Consider the following 18,231-nt stretch of genomic DNA (forward strand, 5'->3'; position numbering starts at 1 on the left):
GTGGTGAATTTGAAGAGATGAATATTGCCGACCGTCCGCTTCCGCCATTCGGAACGATCCCTCGATCAAACGCGTTTAGCCGAGGTTTGTTCGACGGAGGTCCGAATGCCGGGTGCAACCACGCACCGACGCATGCAACTGGATGATCTATCCATTTTTTATCGCGAGGCAGGGCCGTTAGAAGCACCTGTCTTGCTCTTGCCGCACGGCTATCCCTGCTCTTCGTTCCAATTCCGCCGACTGATGCCGGCGCTCGCCGACCGCTGGCGGACGATTGCATTCGACTGGCCTGGCTTCGGATACAGCGGCACACCCGATCCGGTCACCTTCGGCTATGATTTCGACGCCTATTGCGACGTGCTTTCCAAGCTTGCCGATGAATTCGGTCTCGAACGCTACGCCTTGTGGCTGCACGATTATGGCTCGCAGATAGGGCTCCGGCATGCGATCTCGCACCCGGAGCGGATCAGCGCCCTGATCATCCAGAACGGCGACATCTACGAGGACGTGCTTGGACCCAAATACGCCACGATCAAGGCCTGGTGGACCGACAAGGCGCCCGGCAAGCACCGTCCGCTCGAGGCCGCGGTAAGTGAGGACGGGTTCCGGGCCGAGTTCATCGGGGAAGTGGCTGACGACGTCGCCATGCGCGTGCCGCCCGATCTCTGGAGCCTTCACTGGCCACTGATGAACACGCCGGTTCGTCGGCAGATCGCCGTCGGTCTGATGGAGAAGCTGGAAGCCAATCTCACCTGGTTTCCGCGCTACCAGGCTTATTTGCGTGAACACCATCCGCCCACGTTGATCGTTTGGGGGCCAGAGGATGGCTATATGCCCGCGGCGTCGGCAACGGCCTATCATCGCGATCTGCCCGATGCGGAACTGCATCTGATCGAAGGGGCGGGTCATTGGCTGCTCGAGACACATTTCGACGACGCGCTGCCGCTGGTCCGCGATTTCCTGGCTCGTGTTCACGGCTGATCACAGCCGGCGTCCGCTATGCCCGGTTTGCTGTCCGCCTGACTGAAGGAGAACCTCATGCCGACCAAACCGACCATCGCGCGCATCTGGCGCGGTCGCACCCGCCGCGACATCGCCGACGCCTATGAGCCATACCTGCGTGCCGAGGGTATTCCGCCCCTCGAGAAGACGGCGCTTGGCGTCCAATTGCTGCGCGAGGACCGTGATGCCGAGACGTGGTTCACAACCATCTCCTATTGGGCCGACATGCAAGCGATGACCGCCTTTACCAAAGGCGAACCGACCAAAGTCCATCATCTGGACCGCGATGCCGAGTTCCTGATCGAGCTGCCGGAGCGGATCGAAATCCATCGGATACTTGTCGATCGTCGGGGACTGCGCTGAGCGCCGATCGGTGGTTCGCAACCTCTTCTTCTTCGCGGTGATATCGCTGATCTGGGGGCTGACCTGGGCCGCGATCAAGCTCGGTCTCAATGACGCGCCTCCGCTCCTGCTGGCGGCTGCACGCTATTTGCTGACCGCTTTGGCGGCAGGAGCCTGGCTTTTCGGCGAGGCGGTCGGCTGGGCTGAAATCACCGGTGCGATCCTCCTGCTGGCGGCGGCTGCGATCGCGCTACTCAGGCCGCTGGGCGAAAATCGCGGGTGACCACATTGTCGGCCGGCCTCCTTGACCTGCCGACCTCGAGCGGCGAAGCGATAGGCCCGCAATCCGTCCGCAGCTATCGCCGTCCGAAAAGCCGTTCGATATCCGCCAGCTTGAGTTCGATATAAGTGGGGCGGCCGTGGTTGCAGGTGCCGGAGCCGGGCGTCGCCTCCATCTGCCGCAGCAGCGCGTTCATCTCCTCGGCCTTGAGCAGGCGGCCGGAGCGCACAGAGCCGTGGCACGCCATGGTCGCGGCTATCTTGTCCAGCCGCTCCTTCAGCGTGTCGACCGTGTCGTTGTCGGCGATCTCGTCGGCGAGGTCGCGCACCAATTGCTGGACATTGGCCTCGCCCAGCATCGACGGCGTCTCGCGCACCGCGACAGCGCCGGGGCCAAAGCGCTCGATGCCGAGACCGAAGCGGGCCAGCGTTTCCGAATGCAGCGCAAGCCGCTCGGCATCCTCTTCCGGCAGGTCGATGATTTCGGGCAGAAGTAGCATCTGCGAGGGCACCGGGCGCGAATGCAGCGCATTCTTCAGCGCCTCGTAGACCAGCCGTTCATGCGCCGCATGCTGGTCGACGATGATGAGCGAATCCCTGGTCTGGGCGACGATGTAATTCTCATGCACCTGGGCGCGCGCCGCGCCCAGCACCGCGCCGAGCAACGTCTCGGCCGCTTCATCCTGCCCTGCGCGTGCATCGGCGCTGGCAAGCGGACCGGCATCGAAAGCCGCTTGCTCGCTTTCTCGCAAGCCGCGCTGCTCGAAGCCCGCACCATCGAAACCCATATCGAGCGGCCGCTGCGGCGATCGGGCAGGATCGAAGCCGGACGGACCCGACGCGCGGTAGGCCGCGTCGTAGCTGCGGTGGCCGTTTGCCGGTCCGCCGTGGCCGTAGGATGCGGCCCCTGGCCGGAACGCCGCCATCATGCCGGCGGCACCCGTGGTGGCGGCGCGGACGCCGGCATCGGCCAGTGCCTGTCGGATGGCCCCGACGATCAATCCGCGCACAAGGCCGGGATCGCGGAAGCGCACATCGGCCTTGGCTGGATGGACGTTGACGTCGACGATGGCCGGATCGAGCGTCAGGAACAGCACCGTCACCGCATGGCGGTCGCGCGGCAGGACGTCGGCATAGGCGCCGCGTATGGCGCCGGCGATCAGCTTGTCGCGCACCGGGCGGCCGTTGACGTAGGCATATTGCTGCAGCGCGTTGGCGCGGGTGAAGGACGGGATCGACACGTGGCCGGTCAGATGCACGCCATCGCGCATCGCGTCGAGGGCAATCGAATTGTCGGGAAAGTCGGCGCCCATCACCTGGGCGACACGACGCAGGCTGCCTTCCGCGCTGTCATCCGCCGCCGGCAATTCCAGTGTCGAGCGGTCCGAGCCGGCCAGCGTGAAGCGCACGGCGGGGAAGGCGATGGCGATGCGCTTGACCACATCGCTGGTGGCCGAGCTTTCGGCGCGCTCGCCCTTCATGAACTTCAATCGGGCCGGCGTTGCGAAGAACAGGTCGCGCACCTCGACCGTGGTGCCGCGATTGGCCGCCGCCGGCCTGACAGGCAGGACGCGGCCACCCTCGATGCCGATCTCGGCGGCGCTGTCACTCGCTGCCGTGCGCGAGCGGATCGAAAGTCGCGACACCGAGCCGATCGACGGCAGCGCTTCGCCGCGGAAGCCCAGCGAGCGGATGTCGTTGATATCCTCGGTGAGCTTGGAGGTGCAGTGACGTGCGATCGCCAGCGCCAGCTCCCGTTCGGCAATGCCGGAGCCGTCATCGGTGACGCGGATCAGGTTCAGCCCGCCGCCCGATGTGACGATCTCGACGCGCGAAGCACCGGCATCGAGCGCATTCTCGACCAGTTCCTTGACCACGCTCGCCGGACGCTCGATGACTTCGCCGGCGGCGATCTGGTTGATCATCGTTTCGGAAAGCTGGCGGATGGGCATGGCGGCACTATAGGCGGATTCGCGTCGCGCGGGAGGGGCAGAATTGCGCCAGCGGTGGATCAGTGGAAAACGACTTATGCCTGCGCCGCCAGCCAGTCGCGCACCTTGCGGGCGTTGTCGCTGAGCTCCCGGTTCTTCGGCCAGACGACATAGAAGGCCTTGCCGGTCTTCAGCACATGATCCGTCACCGGCACCAGCAGGCCCGACGCCAGCAGCCGCTCGGCGAGGTGCCGCCAGCCGAGCGCGATGCCTTGGCCTTCCATGACACCCTGAATCACCAGGCCGTAGTCGTTGATGCGCAGGCCGCGCGCGGTATCGCTGAGATTGGCGCCCGCAGACTGGAACCATTCGTCCCAACTGGCCGCCTCGCGATACGGCTCCTCCAGATGGATGAGGCGGTGCGTGGCCAGTTCGGCAGCGGATCTGGGCAGGCCGAACTTTGCCGCATAGCTGGTGCCGGCGACGGGAAATATCTCCTCGTCAGCCAGCGGCAACGAATGATAGTCCGGCCAGTCCCGCGGCGCGCCGCCGCGCACGCCGAGCGGGATGCCTTCCGCGATGATGTCGAGGTCGCGGTCGGCGGTCTGGATACGCAGGTCGATGCCCGGCAGCTCGTCACGGAACTGCTGCAGGCGCGGCATCATCCAGAACGAACCGAACGCGGTCGAGGCGGCCAGCGTGACATGACCGCCGGTCGCCTGCAGGCGCAGATCCTCCGCCGATTTGCGGATGTGCGAAAGGCCGAGCGAGACGTCGGCATGGAAGCGCTCGCCGGCCTCGGTCAGGAGCACCTGGCGGTGGCGGCGCTGGAACAGCTTGGCGCCGAGCTGTTCTTCCAGTCCGCGCACGGCATAGGAGACGGCGGCCTGCGTCATGCCCAGCTCGCGCCCGGCGGCGGTGAAGCTCGACAGCCGCCCGGCCGCCTCGAAGACGATCAGGCTGCCGGCCGAAGGCAGAAGGTGGCGCAAGCTTCGCATAAGCTGAGCTTATACAAGAGATCAGGATTTTCCAGCGTCACATCACCATTTTGTCGCGCTAGGCTCCTTCATGAGTGGAATGGAGTTGCCATGAACGCACCGGCCCCCGAAGTGACCGAACATGCCAACCGCCGCAGTGGCGGCCGCCTGGGGCGCAAGGCCCTGCGCGGAGCTCCCGTAACGTCGTTCCCGACGCTGGTCCGCCAGATCCCCGTCTACCAGATGGTCCCGGATGAGGCGGTCGAGCTGATCCACGAGGAGTCGCTCTTGATCCTCGAAGAGGTGGGATGCGAGTTCCGCGACGACGAGGCTATCGCACTGTGGAAGGCGGCGGGCGCGGATGTCTCGGAAACCCGTGTGCGGATCGACCGGGCCCTGCTGATGGAACTGGTGTCGAAGGTCCCGTCGGAGTTCACGCTCAATGCGAGGAATCCGCAGCGCACGGTGCGGGTGGGCGGCAACAATACCATCTTCGTGCCGATGTATGGCGCGCCCTATGTTCGCGATCTCGATAACAACAGGCGTTACGGCACGCTCGCCGACCTCAACAATTTCCACAAACTCGCCTACATGGCGCCGGCGCTGCATTCATCGAGTTCGGTCATTTGCGAGCCGATGGAAATCGCGGTACCGAAGCGTCACCTCCACATCATCCATTCCGCGCTTAAGCATTCCGACAAGCCGTTCATGGGCATCGTCACGTCCAAGGAGCGGGCGGAAGACACGATGGCGATGGCAGGCATCGTGTTCGGAGAGGATTACGTCCGCGACAATCCGGTCCTGGTGTCGATCACCAACTGCAATTCGCCGCTGGTGTGGGACGCCACCATGCTGGACGCGATGAAGGTCTATGCGCGAAGCAACCAGCCGCTGATCCTCGCACCCTTTGCACTGTGCGGCGCCTCGACTTCGGCGTCCGCCGTGGGCGCTGTGGCACAGGTCAATGCGGAAGCGCTGGCGGGCGTCGCCTTCACGCAACTGCTGCGCCCAGGCTCGCCGCAGATCTACGGACAGTTCATGGTCACGGTGGACATGAAGACCGGTGCTCCGATGGGCGGCACGCCCGAGGCGGCGCAGATGATGTATCTGATGGGAGCGCTGGCGCGGAAATACCGGCTGCCGTGGCGCACCTCCGGCTTCCATGTCGGGTCGAAGCTCAACGACGCCCAGGCTGGTTACGAGGCGAACATGCTGATGCATGCCGCCATCCTCGCCGGCGCCAACTACATCTGGCACTCCGCCGGATGGCTCGAGGCCGGCCTGACCTGCGGCTATTCGAAATTCGCCACCGACTGCGAACAGCTCGTCGGCTGGTACAAATATGCCGGCGGCCTGCCGTTCGACGATTTCAAGGAAGCCATGGCGGCAATCCGCGAGGTGGGACCGCAGGGCCATTTCCTCGGTACCCAGCACACGCTGGAACATTTCGAATCCGCCTTCTTCATGCCCTCGATCATGGACTTCAATTCGTTCGAACAGTGGAAGGCAGAAGGGGCGAAGGACCACGACACGCGCGGCCGCGAGAAGGCGCGCAACATGCTGGCGGATTACGAGGAGCCGAAGCTCGACGAAGGCATCGCCGATGGCCTGATGGATTTCATCGCGCGGCGCGAGGAGAGGCTGCCGGACAGCGTCAGTTGAGGCGAAGAACCAAGATCAAAGGGAACCAGACGGGAGGAAAAAATGGCATTCTTCAGAAGCAGTGGCGATCGCGTGCCGAGCGCTATCGAGGCAATGGCGGTCGAAGCACGCGCGGGTCGTGTCGACCGGCGCGAGTTCCTGGCGCTGGCAAGCGCCTTCGGCGCATCGACGGCTCTTGCCTATGGCATGATCGGCCTTGCCGTGCCGGATCGGGCCTTGGCCGAAGAGCCGAAGAAAGGCGGAACGCTGCGCGTCTCGATGTCGGTGAAGGGACAGAAGGATCCGCGCACTTACGACTGGGTGGAACTGGCGAACATTTCGCGCTGCTGGCTGGAGCCGCTTGTCCGCTATACCAGGCAATTCACCTTCGAGCCGGTCCTGCTCGAAAGCTGGGATATCAACGACGACGCCACCGAATACGTGCTGCATGTGCGCAAGGGCATCACGTGGAATAATGGCGATGCCTTCAACGCCGATGACGTCGCTCACAATCTGACCCGCTGGTGCGAGAAGAATGTCGCCGGCAATTCCATGGCCGCCCGGGTCGGCGCGCTGATCGACGCAAAGACCGGCAAGGCCAGGGATGGCGCGATCACCAAGGTCGACGACAATACGGTCAAGCTGAAGTTAAGCGAACCAGACATTTCGCTGATCCCGAATTTCACCGACTATCCGGCGCTCGTCGTCCATCGCAGCTTCGATGCCGACGGTGCCGATCCGATCAAGAAGCCGATCGGCACGGGACCGTTCGAACTGGTCTCCTACGATGTCGGCCAGAAGGCGGTCGTCAAGCGTCGTGAGAATGGCAAATGGTGGGGTGGTGAGGCGCCGCTCGACAGCGTCGAGTTCGTCGACTACGGCACCGATTTCAACGCCACCGTGAACGCGTTCGAATCCGGTGAGATCGACCTCAATTTCGAGTCGCCCGCCGACTTCATCGACATTCTCGACAAGATGGATCTGGTGAAATCGGAGGTGGCGACGGCGACGACGCTGGTTGCCCGCACCAACATCACCCACAAGCCCTATGACGACAAGCGGGTGCGCAACGCCCTGCAAATGGCCGTCGACAACAATGCGGTCCTCGAACTCGGTTATGCCGGGCGAGGCACCCCTGGTGAAAACCACCACGTCGCCCCGATCCATCCGGAATACTATGCGCTGCCCAATAAGACACGCGACGCCGCCGGCGCCAAGAAGCTGATGGCGGAAGCCGGACAGGCCGACTTCGAGCATGAGCTGATCACCATCGAGGACGATTGGCAGAAGAATACCGGCGACGCCATTGCCGGCCAGTTGCGCGATGCCGGGATCAAGGTGAAGCGCACGGTGCTGCCGGGTTCGACCTTCTGGAACGACTGGACGAAATATCCCTATTCGATGACGATCTGGTACATGCGCCCGCTTGGCGTGCAGGTGCTGGCGCTCGGCTATCGCACCGGCGAGGCCTGGAATGAATCGGCATATTCCAACCCCGATTTCGATGCCAAGCTCAAGCAGGCGCTTTCGCTCATCGACGTGGAGAAACGACGCGAGGTCATGAAGGATGTCGAGCAGATCCTGCAGGATTCGGGCGTCATTATTCAGCCCTTCTGGCAGAAGCTCTACAGCCACATGAGCAAGAAGGTGAAGAACTATGGTGTCCACCAGACATTCGAGATGGACCTTCAGAACGTCTGGCTGGACGGCTGAAACAAGGTGCTGCAGGACTTCATGAGCCGCAAAAAAGCCGATATGCAGGATACGTGGTGTTGATAGGCTCAAGCCGTCAAAAGCCGGAGATTCTGCATGCGACTGACAGTGATCGTTGCCGCCCTTTCGATAGCCCTGCCGGCCGGAGCCGTCGCCGGACCGGCGTCCGACGCGGTGAAGTTCTTCTATGCCCCGGCGGTCAAGTTCGAGGCCGACGAACAATATCGGGACCGGTTCACCGAACCGGTGACGAAACTGTTCGAGCTGAACGACCAGGCAACGAAAAAGAACCCGGACCAGGTCGCCTGCATCGATTTCGATCCTGGTCTCGACGCTCAGGATTTCGATCAGAAAACCGTCTCGAAAACGCTGAAACTGTCTGAGAAGCAGGATGGCGACAACGCACAGGTCACGGCATCCTTCAGCCTGTTTCCGGAAGGCGATGATTCCAAACGTGAAATGCTCTGGTCGCTCAAGAAGATCGACGGCAAGTGGAAGATATCGGACATCGCTTCCAAAACCAGCGACTGGACGCTCAGCGCGCTGGAATGCATGGCCGGCCAGACGCCGGAGTGAAGCGATGGCCCACGGCCGGTTCGTGGCACTGTCGGGTGTGTGCCTGCTGGCGGCTCTGAGCGGCGCCGCCGCGCAAGGCTTGTTGGGTGCGCCGCCGGCAAACGCCCCGGCCGACACCCAGCCGAGCGACAGCGCTGCACCGCCCGCAAATGCGCCGGGCGGAGCGGCAGAACCGGCCACGCCGCCGGTTGGATGGTCGCCGGCCGAAGCCGCGCCCGCCGCACCGATCCAGCCGGGCTCGCCGACCGCCGTGGTGCGGCCGTTTTACGGTCAGGTCGGGCTGGAGATCGATCCGGCCGAGCGAAGCCATTTCATCGATCCGGCCAAAACCGTGCTCGACAAGAGCGACGCCTTGCGCAAATCCGGGCAGGGCGAGTGCCTCGACCCCAACATGGCGCTCGACAATGCCGATTACGACAAGGCCGAGATAGACAAGAGCCTGAAGACGCTCGAGGCGATCAACGGTGACCAGGCCAAGGTCATCGTCGCCTTCGTCATATCGGGCAACCCGCACCGGCTGGAATGGAAATTCAAGAAGGTCGATGGCGACTGGAAGATCACGGACCTGTTGTCGGTGACCGGCGAATGGGCACTCAGCCAATATCAGTGCGAATGATGGGCGAGCTCAACCCCGCCCGCGATAGGGCGCCACCCCGGTGTCGGGGAGCCAGGCGCCTTCCGGCGGAGCGCCGGTTTGCCAGAACACATCGATCGGAATGCCGCCGCGTGGATACCAATAGCCGCCTATGCGCAACCACAGCGGCTTGGTTGCCGCCACGATGCGGCGGCCGATCATGACGGTGCAGTCTTCATGGAAGGCGCCATGGTTGCGAAACGAGGTCATGAACAGCTTGAGCGACTTCGATTCCACCAGAGCCGCATCGGGTGCGTAGTCGATGACGATATGGGCGAAGTCCGGTTGGCCGGTGACCGGGCACAGCGAGGTGAATTCCGGGCAGGTGAAGCGCACGATCGCCGGCGGCCCGTCGCCGCGCGAAAACGGTACGGTCTCCAGGACCGCTGCTTCGGGGCTTTGTGGCGTCTCGACGTGCGCACCGAGCTGGGTGAGAGTTTTGGTGTCGATCATGGGCCCAATCCTTGTCGCATGCGCCCGGAGTGCGTGCGGGACGACATGCTTGAAAACGAATTTTGCCGCTCATTAGCACAATTTGAAACCGCAGGAAGACGATGACCTCCAACGATCCGCTTCTCCAGCCCTACCAGCTCAAACATCTGACGCTGAAGAACCGGGTCATGTCGACCAGCCATGAGCCGGCCTATTCCGAGGACGGCATGCCGAAAGAGCGCTACCGGCTCTACCATGCCGAGAAGGCTAGGGGAGGCATGGCGCTGACCATGACCGCCGGCTCGGCGATCGTCTCGCGCGACAGCCCGGCCGCTTTCGGCAATCTGCATGTCTATGACGACAGGATCGTGCCGTGGCTGGCCGAGCTCGCCGATGCCTGCCACGAGCACGACTGCAAGGTGATGATCCAGATCACCCATCTCGGCCGCCGTACCGGCTGGAACAAGGCCGACTGGCTGCCGGTACTCTCGGCCTCGCCGGTGCGTGAGCCGGCGCATCGCGCATTCCCGAAAACCATCGAGGACTGGGACATCGAGCGCATCGTCGCCGACTATGCTTCGGCCGCCCAGCGCTGTCAGGCCGCCGGCCTGGACGGCATCGAGTTCGAATCCTACGGCCATCTGATGGACGGCTTCTGGTCGCCGGCCACCAACCATCGCGACGACGAATTCGGCGGCTCGCTCGACAACCGCCTGCGCTTCACCAACATGGTGCTTGATGCCGTGCGTGCGTCGGTCGGCGAGAAATTCGTCGTCGGCATCCGCATGGTCGCTGACGAAGATTTCGAAAAAGGCCTGTCCAAACAGGAGGGCATCGAGATCGCCGGGCGGCTGGCCAATTCCGGCAAGGTCGATTTCCTCAACATCATCCGCGGCTCGATCGAAAGCGACGCGGCGCTGACCAAGGTCATACCGGTGGCCGGTATGCGCTCGTCGCCGCATCTCGATTTCGCCGGAGAGGTGAGGGCGGCGACGAAATTCCCGACCTTCCACGCGGCGCGCATATCCGACGTGGCCACCGCACGCCACGCCATTGCCACCGGCAAGCTCGACATGGTCGGCATGACCCGCGCCCATATCGCCGATCCGCACATCATCAAAAAGGTGATGGAGGGCCGCGAGCATGAGATCCGCCCGTGCGTGGGCGCCACCTATTGTCTCGACCGCATTTATGAGGGCGGCGAAGCGCTTTGCGTCCACAATGCCGCGACTGGCCGCGAGGCCGAAATCCCGCATATCATCGTCAAGACCGAAGGACCGAAGCAGAAAATCGTGGTCATCGGAGCCGGCGCCGGCGGGCTGGAGGTTGCGCGGGTCGCAGCCGAGCGCGGCCACAAGGTGACGGTGCTTGAAGCATCGAGCCAGGCCGGCGGCCAAATTCGACTGGCGACGCAGAACCCGCGCCGCAAGGAGCTGATCGGCATCATCGACTGGCGGCTGGCCGAACTCGCCCGGCTCGGCGTCGAGATCCGCTACGACACCTGGGCGGAGAAGGACGATGTTCTGGCGCTGTCACCCGACGTGGTGGTGGTCGCCACCGGGGGCCTGCCGCAGAACCCGCCGCTGACGGCCGGCGACAATCTTGTCACCTCAAGCTGGGACATCATGGCCGGCAGCGTCAAGCCGGCCGAAAATGTACTGCTCTATGACGACAATGGCGGCCATCAGGGCATGGGCGCCGCCGAACTGATCGCCAATGCCGGCTCGAAACTCGAACTTGTCTCGCCCGAACGTTTCTTTGCCCCGGAAATGGGCGGCATGAACCATGTGCCGTATATGCGCGCCTTTCAGGAAAAGGGCGTCACCATCACCATCAACACGCGGCTGCGTTCGGTGCGCCGCGAGGGCAACCAACTGGTCGCCGAACTGGCATCGGATTTCGCCGATGGCTGGCGCGGCGAGCGCAGGGTCGACCAGGTGGTGGTCGAGCACGGTACGTTGCCGCTCGATGATCTCTATCTCTCGCTGAAGCCGCTGTCGAAGAACGGCGGTGCGGTCGACTACGAACGGCTGGTGAGCGGCGGCGACATCTTCCCCAAGCGCAATCCAGAAGGCGGCTTTGTACTGTTCCGCATCGGCGACGCGGTCGCCTCGCGCAACATCCATGCCGCCATCTACGACGGCATCAGGTTCGGCTTGCGGATCTGAAATTGGGCGTTGCGAGGATCGGTGGCGCGCGGCCGGACCTGCGTACGAGAGCCCATGTACTTCGGTCTGGCCGCGCGCTCGCACGTCATTGGCTCGTCGCCAGACAACGCACGATTCTGTGAGGGTGTGCCGCGTGGCGGCGTTCAAAACATTCTGGCGGTGGCCATGCACAGCACTGTCAGCACCAACAGCCCCCCGGCAATGCGCTCGCCTCTTGTCATCTTCGCGCGCAACTGCCTTTCCGTTGCCGCATCGGCACCGGCAAGCTGCCTGCTGGCTGAGCCCACCAGCGCGCCTTGCACGCCGGCGGCGATCAGGGCCGTCACGATGCCCAGCGCCAGCACCTTCTCCATCGAGCCGAAAACACCCTCGTGAAAGAAATACCAGAGCAGTATGCCGGTCAGGAAAACCAGGCCGGCAGCGCCCATTTGCGGCCGGAAGAACCGTTCCGCCCGGATGTCCGGGTCACGGCCGACCGCGATGGTCGTGCCCGCCCAGAATACGCCTGCCATGACATGAAGACCGATAACGACGATGTAGACATATTGCATGACCGGATTTCCTCATTAGCCCGCCATCTCTAGATGATTAGATATCGAATGGTTAGATGTCAATATATAAGTCGTGCCAGTTCCATCCGTGCATGACACCGTCTAGGGTCCTGCAATGACACCCTTTGACCGCCCGCCAGTCGGCATGAATCTCGGACGAACCGCCAAGCTGGTTGCCCAGGCCTTCGATGCTGCCCTGGTCGAGGCTGGAGGTACATTGCCGATCTGGCTCACGCTGCTATCGGTCAAGTCGAGCAACCTTGCCAACCAGCGCGAGCTTGCCGGCATGATCGGTATCCAGGGCGCGACGCTGACCCATCATCTCAACGCCATGGAGGCGCAGGGCCTGCTGATGCGCCGCCGCGACCCCGTCAACCGCCGGGTTCATCTGGTCGAATTGACCGAGGCCGGAGAAGCGATGTTCGAGACACTGCGCAAGGCCGCGCTCGTCTTCGACAAGCGGCTGCGAGTGGGATTGACCGACGAGCGTCTGGCGGAGTTCGCGCAGGTGCTGGCTGTGTTGCGGGGCAATGTCGGGGGATAGAACCCTGCGGACCAAGAATTTCCTTGGACTGGACTTCCCTCATCACATTTGTAACGTTCCATTGTCCGGCTGATCCTGGTGGGAAGAGGTCAGGCTCAACTCTTCCGCAAAATCTGTGCAAGAATACCGAAGCCGCTGGCTTCGGCAGCGAGAAGTCGCCGGAAAACCTAACAACGTTCGGGGGGACAAGTTGACCAAAGAAGATCTGTTCGTTCCGCGCCAGACCAACACGGCGCTTTACATCCAGCTATACGAGGCTGGATATCCGCTTGCCGATATCGCCCGGGTGCAGAAGGCGTATCGTGTGTGTTGCGCGATGTTCAACGGCCGTTATCGCAAGACGGGACGGCCTTTCATCTGCCATGCGGTGGGAGCTGCGTCGTCGGTCGCGCATTTCGACAAAAGCGTCGATCTTGTCCTCGCTGCTATGTTTCACGCCGCCTATGACGGAGGCCAGTATCCGGACGGCAAATCCAGCAGGCGAACCGATGCTCACCGCAAGTGGCTGGAGCAAAAAATCGGTCCTCGCGTCGAGGGTCTTGTCGCTCGCGTGGTCGGACTGAAATTCGACACGGGAGATCCCGAGCGCATTGTGGACAAAGGTGTGCCTGCCGGCGACGAGGACATTCTGTTCCTGGCGCTTGCCCATGAGGTCGATGACCTGGCGGACGGCGGACTGGCGTTTGCGCCCAAATACGGCCAGTCGATTCGTTCGAGGGTTGCTGCCTGCGCCACTCTGGCCAGGAATCTGGGCCACGAAAATCTTGCCGCCACCATCGAAGGTTACGGCGCCCGCTACGAGACGATGGCGTGGGCTGCTCCCCTCCAGGAGACGAAGCTGGTGGGCTTTCAGATGACGCCTAATTTGCGCACATACATCAAATTGCGTCGGCACAAGCTGCGCGGGGAGTCGATCGAGGTGCTTTGACGCCTTGCCGGCCATGCGACAGCATCGGGTACCGATGCACATCCGCTGAAGAACTTGCCGTCCTTACCGGTTCAGTCGTCGTAGCCCTGGATTGCCCCAAAGGCGTAACGGCGCAGCTTCAGCGCGGCGATCAAATTGGTCAGCTTCGTCTTGCCGTCGAAGCCGTCCTGAAACATCTCGTCATGCATCAGCAGGATCAGCTTGCCGGGCTTGACGAAGCGCCCATAGCCGAACAGATGATCGATCTCGCTGACCAGATGGTCGACGCTCTGCACCGGCTCGCCGTTGTCCTTGTGCACCCATTCATGGTCCCAGCCGTAGAGATAGAAGCCTGAGGCCGCGACAAATTCGTAGTCGGGCTCTTCATGCCCCTCCTGGGCGAGGCCAAGCGAAGTGTCGTTCTTCGACATGGAGGGCAGCCTGAACACGTCGCGCCCCGGCAGCCTTGCATGCACCACGGGCTTCAAGCCGAGAACCGCGTTTGCCCGTACCATGTCGGCGACGACACCCTCGGTGTCGCCGTAGAAATGCCGGTAGTGATTGTAGGCATGGCTGTAGCTGTGGTTGCCGAGCGTCACCAGAGGAAGCTGCTTGGCGCGCTGGACGAGCGCTCTGTTGGCAGCGCTCGCCTGTGCGTGCATGCCGACCATGAATAGGGTTGCAGGAACCTGCTCGGCCTCCAGCACGTCGAGGATGTTGCTTGTGCCGTTCAGCGGCCCATCGTCGAAGGTAAGATAGATGGTGCGATCGGCGCCCTGGGCGGGGGCCGCAAAGATCAGCAGTGCCGCAAGGGCAAACCGAAACGGTGTCATCAGCCCCGATATCCCTGTTGCGATCACGACAAGGCGGCCATCTTCACACGCGGTTGTCAAGGCAGCCCGGCCGTACCTATGCCAGGCTTCCTTGCAGCACCGTCAGCTTCGCCTTCTTCGGCATGCGGGCGGTCAGCCACTCCAGCGCCTTGTCGTGCGGCATCGGGAAGGCGATGGAGTAGCCCTGCACCTGGTCGCAGCCGATCGCCATCAGCGAATCGAGCTCGGCCTCGGTTTCGGCACCCTCCGCGACGATCGAGATGCCGAGGCCACGCGCCAGCTCGGTGATGGCGCGCACGATCTTCGAGTTGTCGCCATTCTCATGGATGTTCTGAACGAAGCGGCGATCGATCTTCAGCCGATCGATCTCGTTCGGGTTGACATGGCTGAGCGAAGCATAGCCGGTGCCGAAATCATCGAGTTCGAGATGGACGCCGGCTGCCCTGATGTGGCGCAGCTTGGCGGCGATGCCTGTCTTTTCGTCGTCGAGGATGACGGATTCGACGATTTCCAGCGACAGTTTTTGCGGCGGCAGCCCAGCCTTTTCCAGCGTCTCGAACAAGAACGCATCGAAATCGTGCTCGCGCAGCTCGGTGCCGGAAACATTGACGGCAAGCCGTCCGAAGGCAATGCCGGCGCGATTCCATTTGGCCGCCTCGTTGATCGCCTTGGTGATGACGATGCGGCCGATCTCGGGCATGAAGCCGCATTTCTCGGCGACCGGGATGAATTCGCCGGGCGGGATCATGCCGCGCTCCGCATGGTTCCAGCGCACCAGCGCCTCGATGCCGCTGATCGTGCCGTTGGTCAGCGAGACCTGCGGCTGGAAATAGACCTGGAACGCCCGCTCCGCGATGGCGACCTTGATGTCGTGCTCGAGCTGCTTGCGATAATCGAGTTCGCGGCGCAGTTCCTCGGAGAAGAAGGAGAAGTTGCCACCGCCAAGCTTCTTGGCGGAATAAAGCGCCAGGTCGGCATGGACCAGCAAATCCCCAGCATTGTCGGCGTCGATCGGATAGACCGCGATGCCGGCGCTGGCGCCTGGGAGAATGGTCGTGCCCTGGAAGACGATCGGCTCGTTGATGTGCGCCAGGATGCGCCGCGCCAGCATGTTGATGTCTTCGGTGCCGCCGGCGCCGCCGAGGATCATGACGAACTCGTCGCCGCCCAGGCGCACGCACAGATCCGACGCCCGGCAGGAATCGCGCATGCGCTGTGCCGTGACGACCAGCACATAGTCGCCGGCGGCGTGGCCGAGCGTATCGTTGATCTGCTTGAATCGGTCGAGATCGAGCTGGACGACGGCAAGGCGTTCGCGACGCCGGTGCGTGCCCTTGATCAGCGTGTCGAAATGATCGGTCAGGAACGTGCGGTTGTGCAGGCCGGTGAGGCCGTCATGAACCGCGATGAAGGCCATGGAATTGCGCGCGTCGATCAGTTCATGCGTCTTGCGCAGGATGGCGTTCGACATCGGCCTGAAGATGAAGAGCGCCACCAGTATGATGACGCCGATTGTGGCGTAGAACAGCGTGCGATGGAGAGCGAGCAGCTTCTCGGAGCGGTCGTCGGCGTCGGCAGTGATGCGCTGGCCGAGCGCGGCATAACCCGACAAGGTCGCATTGGCGACTGAGGCGTCGAGATTGACGCGTTCGCCGCCGCCCTTGTAACCGCCATTGCCGCTGAATTGCGATTCATAGGCCGAGATCAGGCGGTCGCCATTGGCGATCAGCCCGACGGAGAAATAGTCGAGGTGGAAGGGCTTGGCGAAGAGGACGCTTTCGATCGACTTCGGGTCGAGCTTGGCCGGCGATTGCGGATCGGCTCCTGTCTGATCGAGCAGCAGGTCGTAGTTGGTCTCGAACTCCGCCGTTGCCTGCTTGAGCGCGCTGACCAGCGCCGGTTGCTTGTCGCGTGAACCGGCACCCGTTGCACTGGCAAGGAAGACGATGCGCTGCGACAGTGTCTTTTGTGTGCTGACGATGTCGAGCAAGGTGTGATTGTGCTGTTGGGTGGCCATCATCTGCTGCAGCAGTATGAAGGAGGCGATCACCATGGCCGCAATGATCAGCAGGGCCAGCCAATAGCCAGCCTTGATCAGCAGTATGAGCTTGCCTGAAACGGTTTGCACCGGCTGCTGCGACATTTTCGGGGGCGGCCCTCTCGCCTAAGGATTCTTGCCTAGGGATTCTTGTATGAGCACCATTGAACTGCAAACGTTAACAGGACTGGAAATCGACGGCTGTCCGGCAAGGGGCGGCCGTGGAAAGATCGCGGAATGGTTATCGGCTCGTTTAGCACCGTACCGGCATTTGAGCGGTCATCGGCCAGAACCTTTGTCGTGGCGTCGTTCCTCGGCCGCGTGATGATCGACATCGGGGCCGCATCGTGCTGCTTGCCACCGATCCGGTCGTTTTTGCGATGGATTTTTCGCGCGGACGAGACGACAGTCGGCCCACATCAAACGAGGCTAGGTCATGACCGCAGCATTCCTCTCCCACATCGACAGCGAGCTCGCGGGGCTCAAATCGGCAGGCCTCTACAAGTCGGAGCGGGTGATCACTTCGACGCAGTCGGCCGAGATCGAGGTCGGCGGCGACAAGGTGTTGAATTTCTGTGCCAACAACTATCTCGGCCTCGCCGATAGCGCCGATTTGCGCAATGCTGCCAAGCAGGCGCTCGACCGCTATGGCTACGGCATGGCATCGGTGCGCTTCATCTGCGGCACGCAGGAAGAGCACAAGCAGCTCGAATCGACGATTTCCTCCTTCCTCGGCATGGAAGACACCATCCTTTACGGCTCCTGCTTCGATGCCAATGGCGGCCTGTTCGAGACGCTGCTGGGCGAGGAAGACGCCATTATTTCGGATGCCTTGAATCATGCCTCGATCATCGATGGTGTGCGGCTGTCGAAGGCCAAACGTTTCCGCTACGCCAACAACGACATGGCCGATCTCGAGGCGCGCCTGAAGGAAGCCCGGGACTGCCGCTTCCGGTTGATCGCCACCGACGGCGTGTTTTCGATGGATGGCATCATCGCCAATCTCAGGGGTGTCTGCGACCTCGCCGAGAAGTATGACGCCATGGTGATGGTCGACGACAGCCATGCCGTCGGCTTTGTCGGTCAGAACGGCCGCGGCTCGGCCGAGCATTGCGGCGTCGAGGGCAGGGTCGACATCATCACCGGGACGCTCGGCAAGGCACTTGGTGGGGCCTCCGGTGGTTACACCTCGGGCAAAGGCCAGGTGGTCGACTGGTTGCGCCAGCGCTCACGGCCGTATCTCTTTTCCAACACGCTGATGCCGGCGATCGCCGGCGCTTCGATCAAGGTGTTCGAACTGATCAAAGACGGCGATGGGCTGCGCGACAAACTCTACGACAACGCTGCGCGGTTCCGGTCGCAAATGGGCAAGCTCGGCTTCACGCTGGCCGGAGCGGATCATCCGATCATCCCGGTGATGCTGGGCGATGCCAGCCTGGCGCAGGAGATGGCCGCGCGCATGCTGAAGCGCGGCATCTATGTCATCGGCTTCTCCTTCCCGGTGGTGCCAAAGGGGCAGGCGCGCATCCGCACGCAGATGTCGGCGGCGCATTCCAGCGCCGATATCGACCGCGCGGTGGAAGCGTTCGCCGCCGTCGGGCGCGAACTCGGCGTCATTTCCTGACAAGCCGGAATCGAAAAGCGATTCCGGAACAAGAGCTTC

General features: G+C 62.7%; 17 protein-coding genes. 11 read left to right on the plus strand and 6 right to left on the minus strand.

Annotation, left to right across the window (positions count from 1 at the left end):
* The first annotated feature begins 105 nt into the window (after window positions 1–105).
* The 3 genes from EN990_RS07455 to EN990_RS07465 are packed head-to-tail and all read left to right on the plus strand — an operon-like array spanning window position 106 to window position 1,627.
* Window positions 106–981: an alpha/beta hydrolase gene (locus EN990_RS07455; RefSeq protein ID WP_127369578.1), complete on the plus strand. Its 876-nt coding sequence runs from the start codon at window positions 106–108 to the stop codon at window positions 979–981.
* A gap of 57 nt (window positions 982–1,038) precedes the next feature.
* Window positions 1,039–1,365, plus strand: a complete 327-nt coding sequence (locus tag EN990_RS07460) for a hypothetical protein (protein WP_027163236.1) — start codon at window positions 1,039–1,041, stop codon at window positions 1,363–1,365.
* Window positions 1,366–1,375: 10 nt separating this feature from the next.
* A complete protein-coding gene (locus EN990_RS07465) occupies window positions 1,376–1,627 on the plus strand; it encodes a hypothetical protein (protein ID WP_127369576.1) in 252 nt (83 codons plus the stop codon).
* Between the two features lie 73 nt (window positions 1,628–1,700).
* On the opposite strand, the gene mutL is transcribed toward EN990_RS07465, so the two are convergent.
* Complete coding sequence (mutL, locus tag EN990_RS07470; RefSeq protein ID WP_127385315.1) at window positions 1,701–3,575, minus strand: DNA mismatch repair endonuclease MutL; 1,875 nt, start codon at window positions 3,573–3,575, stop codon at window positions 1,701–1,703.
* A gap of 74 nt (window positions 3,576–3,649) precedes the next feature.
* Window positions 3,650–4,552 carry a LysR substrate-binding domain-containing protein gene (locus EN990_RS07475; protein ID WP_013532333.1) on the minus strand — a complete coding sequence of 301 codons (903 nt, stop codon included), beginning with the start codon at window positions 4,550–4,552 and terminating at the stop codon, window positions 3,650–3,652.
* A 90-nt stretch (window positions 4,553–4,642) separates the two neighbouring features.
* Between EN990_RS07475 and EN990_RS07480 the strand changes: the two genes are divergently transcribed.
* The 4 genes from EN990_RS07480 (at window position 4,643) to EN990_RS07495 (ending at window position 9,077) form a co-directional block, all read left to right on the plus strand.
* Window positions 4,643–6,193, plus strand: coding sequence for a trimethylamine methyltransferase family protein (locus EN990_RS07480; protein WP_127370354.1), 1,551 nt, complete (start codon window positions 4,643–4,645; stop codon window positions 6,191–6,193).
* Between the two features lie 42 nt (window positions 6,194–6,235).
* On the plus strand, window positions 6,236–7,885 hold the full coding sequence (locus EN990_RS07485) for an ABC transporter substrate-binding protein (protein ID WP_127388267.1): 1,650 nt from the start codon (window positions 6,236–6,238) through the stop codon (window positions 7,883–7,885).
* A 96-nt stretch (window positions 7,886–7,981) separates the two neighbouring features.
* Window positions 7,982–8,461 carry a DUF3828 domain-containing protein gene (locus tag EN990_RS07490; RefSeq protein WP_064994159.1) on the plus strand — a complete coding sequence of 160 codons (480 nt, stop codon included), beginning with the start codon at window positions 7,982–7,984 and terminating at the stop codon, window positions 8,459–8,461.
* Window positions 8,462–8,465: 4 nt separating this feature from the next.
* Entirely contained in the window at window positions 8,466–9,077 is a 612-nt protein-coding gene (locus EN990_RS07495; protein WP_127369658.1) for a hypothetical protein, read from the plus strand.
* Between the two features lie 9 nt (window positions 9,078–9,086).
* On the opposite strand, the gene queF is transcribed toward EN990_RS07495, so the two are convergent.
* Complete coding sequence (gene queF, locus EN990_RS07500) at window positions 9,087–9,548, minus strand: preQ(1) synthase (protein WP_010915503.1); 462 nt, start codon at window positions 9,546–9,548, stop codon at window positions 9,087–9,089.
* 101 nt (window positions 9,549–9,649) lie between these two features.
* On the opposite strand from queF, the gene EN990_RS07505 reads away from it, so the two are divergent.
* The gene (locus EN990_RS07505) at window positions 9,650–11,695 is read left to right on the plus strand and encodes an NADH:flavin oxidoreductase (protein WP_127385469.1); all 2,046 of its coding nucleotides are present in this window, start codon (window positions 9,650–9,652) and stop codon (window positions 11,693–11,695) included.
* Window positions 11,696–11,838: 143 nt separating this feature from the next.
* Here the strand turns inward: EN990_RS07505 and EN990_RS07510 are convergent, their stop codons facing one another.
* Window positions 11,839–12,246 (minus strand): hypothetical protein, encoded by a 408-nt coding sequence (locus tag EN990_RS07510; RefSeq protein ID WP_013532327.1) that lies wholly within the window; start codon window positions 12,244–12,246, stop codon window positions 11,839–11,841.
* A 115-nt stretch (window positions 12,247–12,361) separates the two neighbouring features.
* Between EN990_RS07510 and EN990_RS07515 the strand changes: the two genes are divergently transcribed.
* Window positions 12,362–12,790: a MarR family winged helix-turn-helix transcriptional regulator gene (locus EN990_RS07515; RefSeq protein ID WP_013532326.1), complete on the plus strand. Its 429-nt coding sequence runs from the start codon at window positions 12,362–12,364 to the stop codon at window positions 12,788–12,790.
* Window positions 12,791–12,905: 115 nt separating this feature from the next.
* Window positions 12,906–13,718 (plus strand): hypothetical protein, encoded by an 813-nt coding sequence (locus EN990_RS07520; RefSeq protein WP_245267631.1) that lies wholly within the window; start codon window positions 12,906–12,908, stop codon window positions 13,716–13,718.
* A 71-nt stretch (window positions 13,719–13,789) separates the two neighbouring features.
* Here the strand turns inward: EN990_RS07520 and EN990_RS07525 are convergent, their stop codons facing one another.
* Complete coding sequence (locus EN990_RS07525) at window positions 13,790–14,530, minus strand: polysaccharide deacetylase family protein (RefSeq protein WP_081714379.1); 741 nt, start codon at window positions 14,528–14,530, stop codon at window positions 13,790–13,792.
* Window positions 14,531–14,606: 76 nt separating this feature from the next.
* On the minus strand, window positions 14,607–16,673 hold the full coding sequence (locus EN990_RS07530; protein ID WP_063171870.1) for an EAL domain-containing protein: 2,067 nt from the start codon (window positions 16,671–16,673) through the stop codon (window positions 14,607–14,609).
* Between the two features lie 331 nt (window positions 16,674–17,004).
* On the opposite strand from EN990_RS07530, the gene EN990_RS07535 reads away from it, so the two are divergent.
* Window positions 17,005–18,192 carry a glycine C-acetyltransferase gene (locus EN990_RS07535; RefSeq protein ID WP_127388268.1) on the plus strand — a complete coding sequence of 396 codons (1,188 nt, stop codon included), beginning with the start codon at window positions 17,005–17,007 and terminating at the stop codon, window positions 18,190–18,192.
* Window positions 18,193–18,231: the final 39 nt, after the last annotated feature.

Origin of the sequence: Mesorhizobium sp. M7A.F.Ca.US.005.03.1.1, from assembly GCF_003997975.1 — a bacterium.
Lineage (GTDB): Bacteria > Pseudomonadota > Alphaproteobacteria > Rhizobiales > Rhizobiaceae > Mesorhizobium > Mesorhizobium ciceri.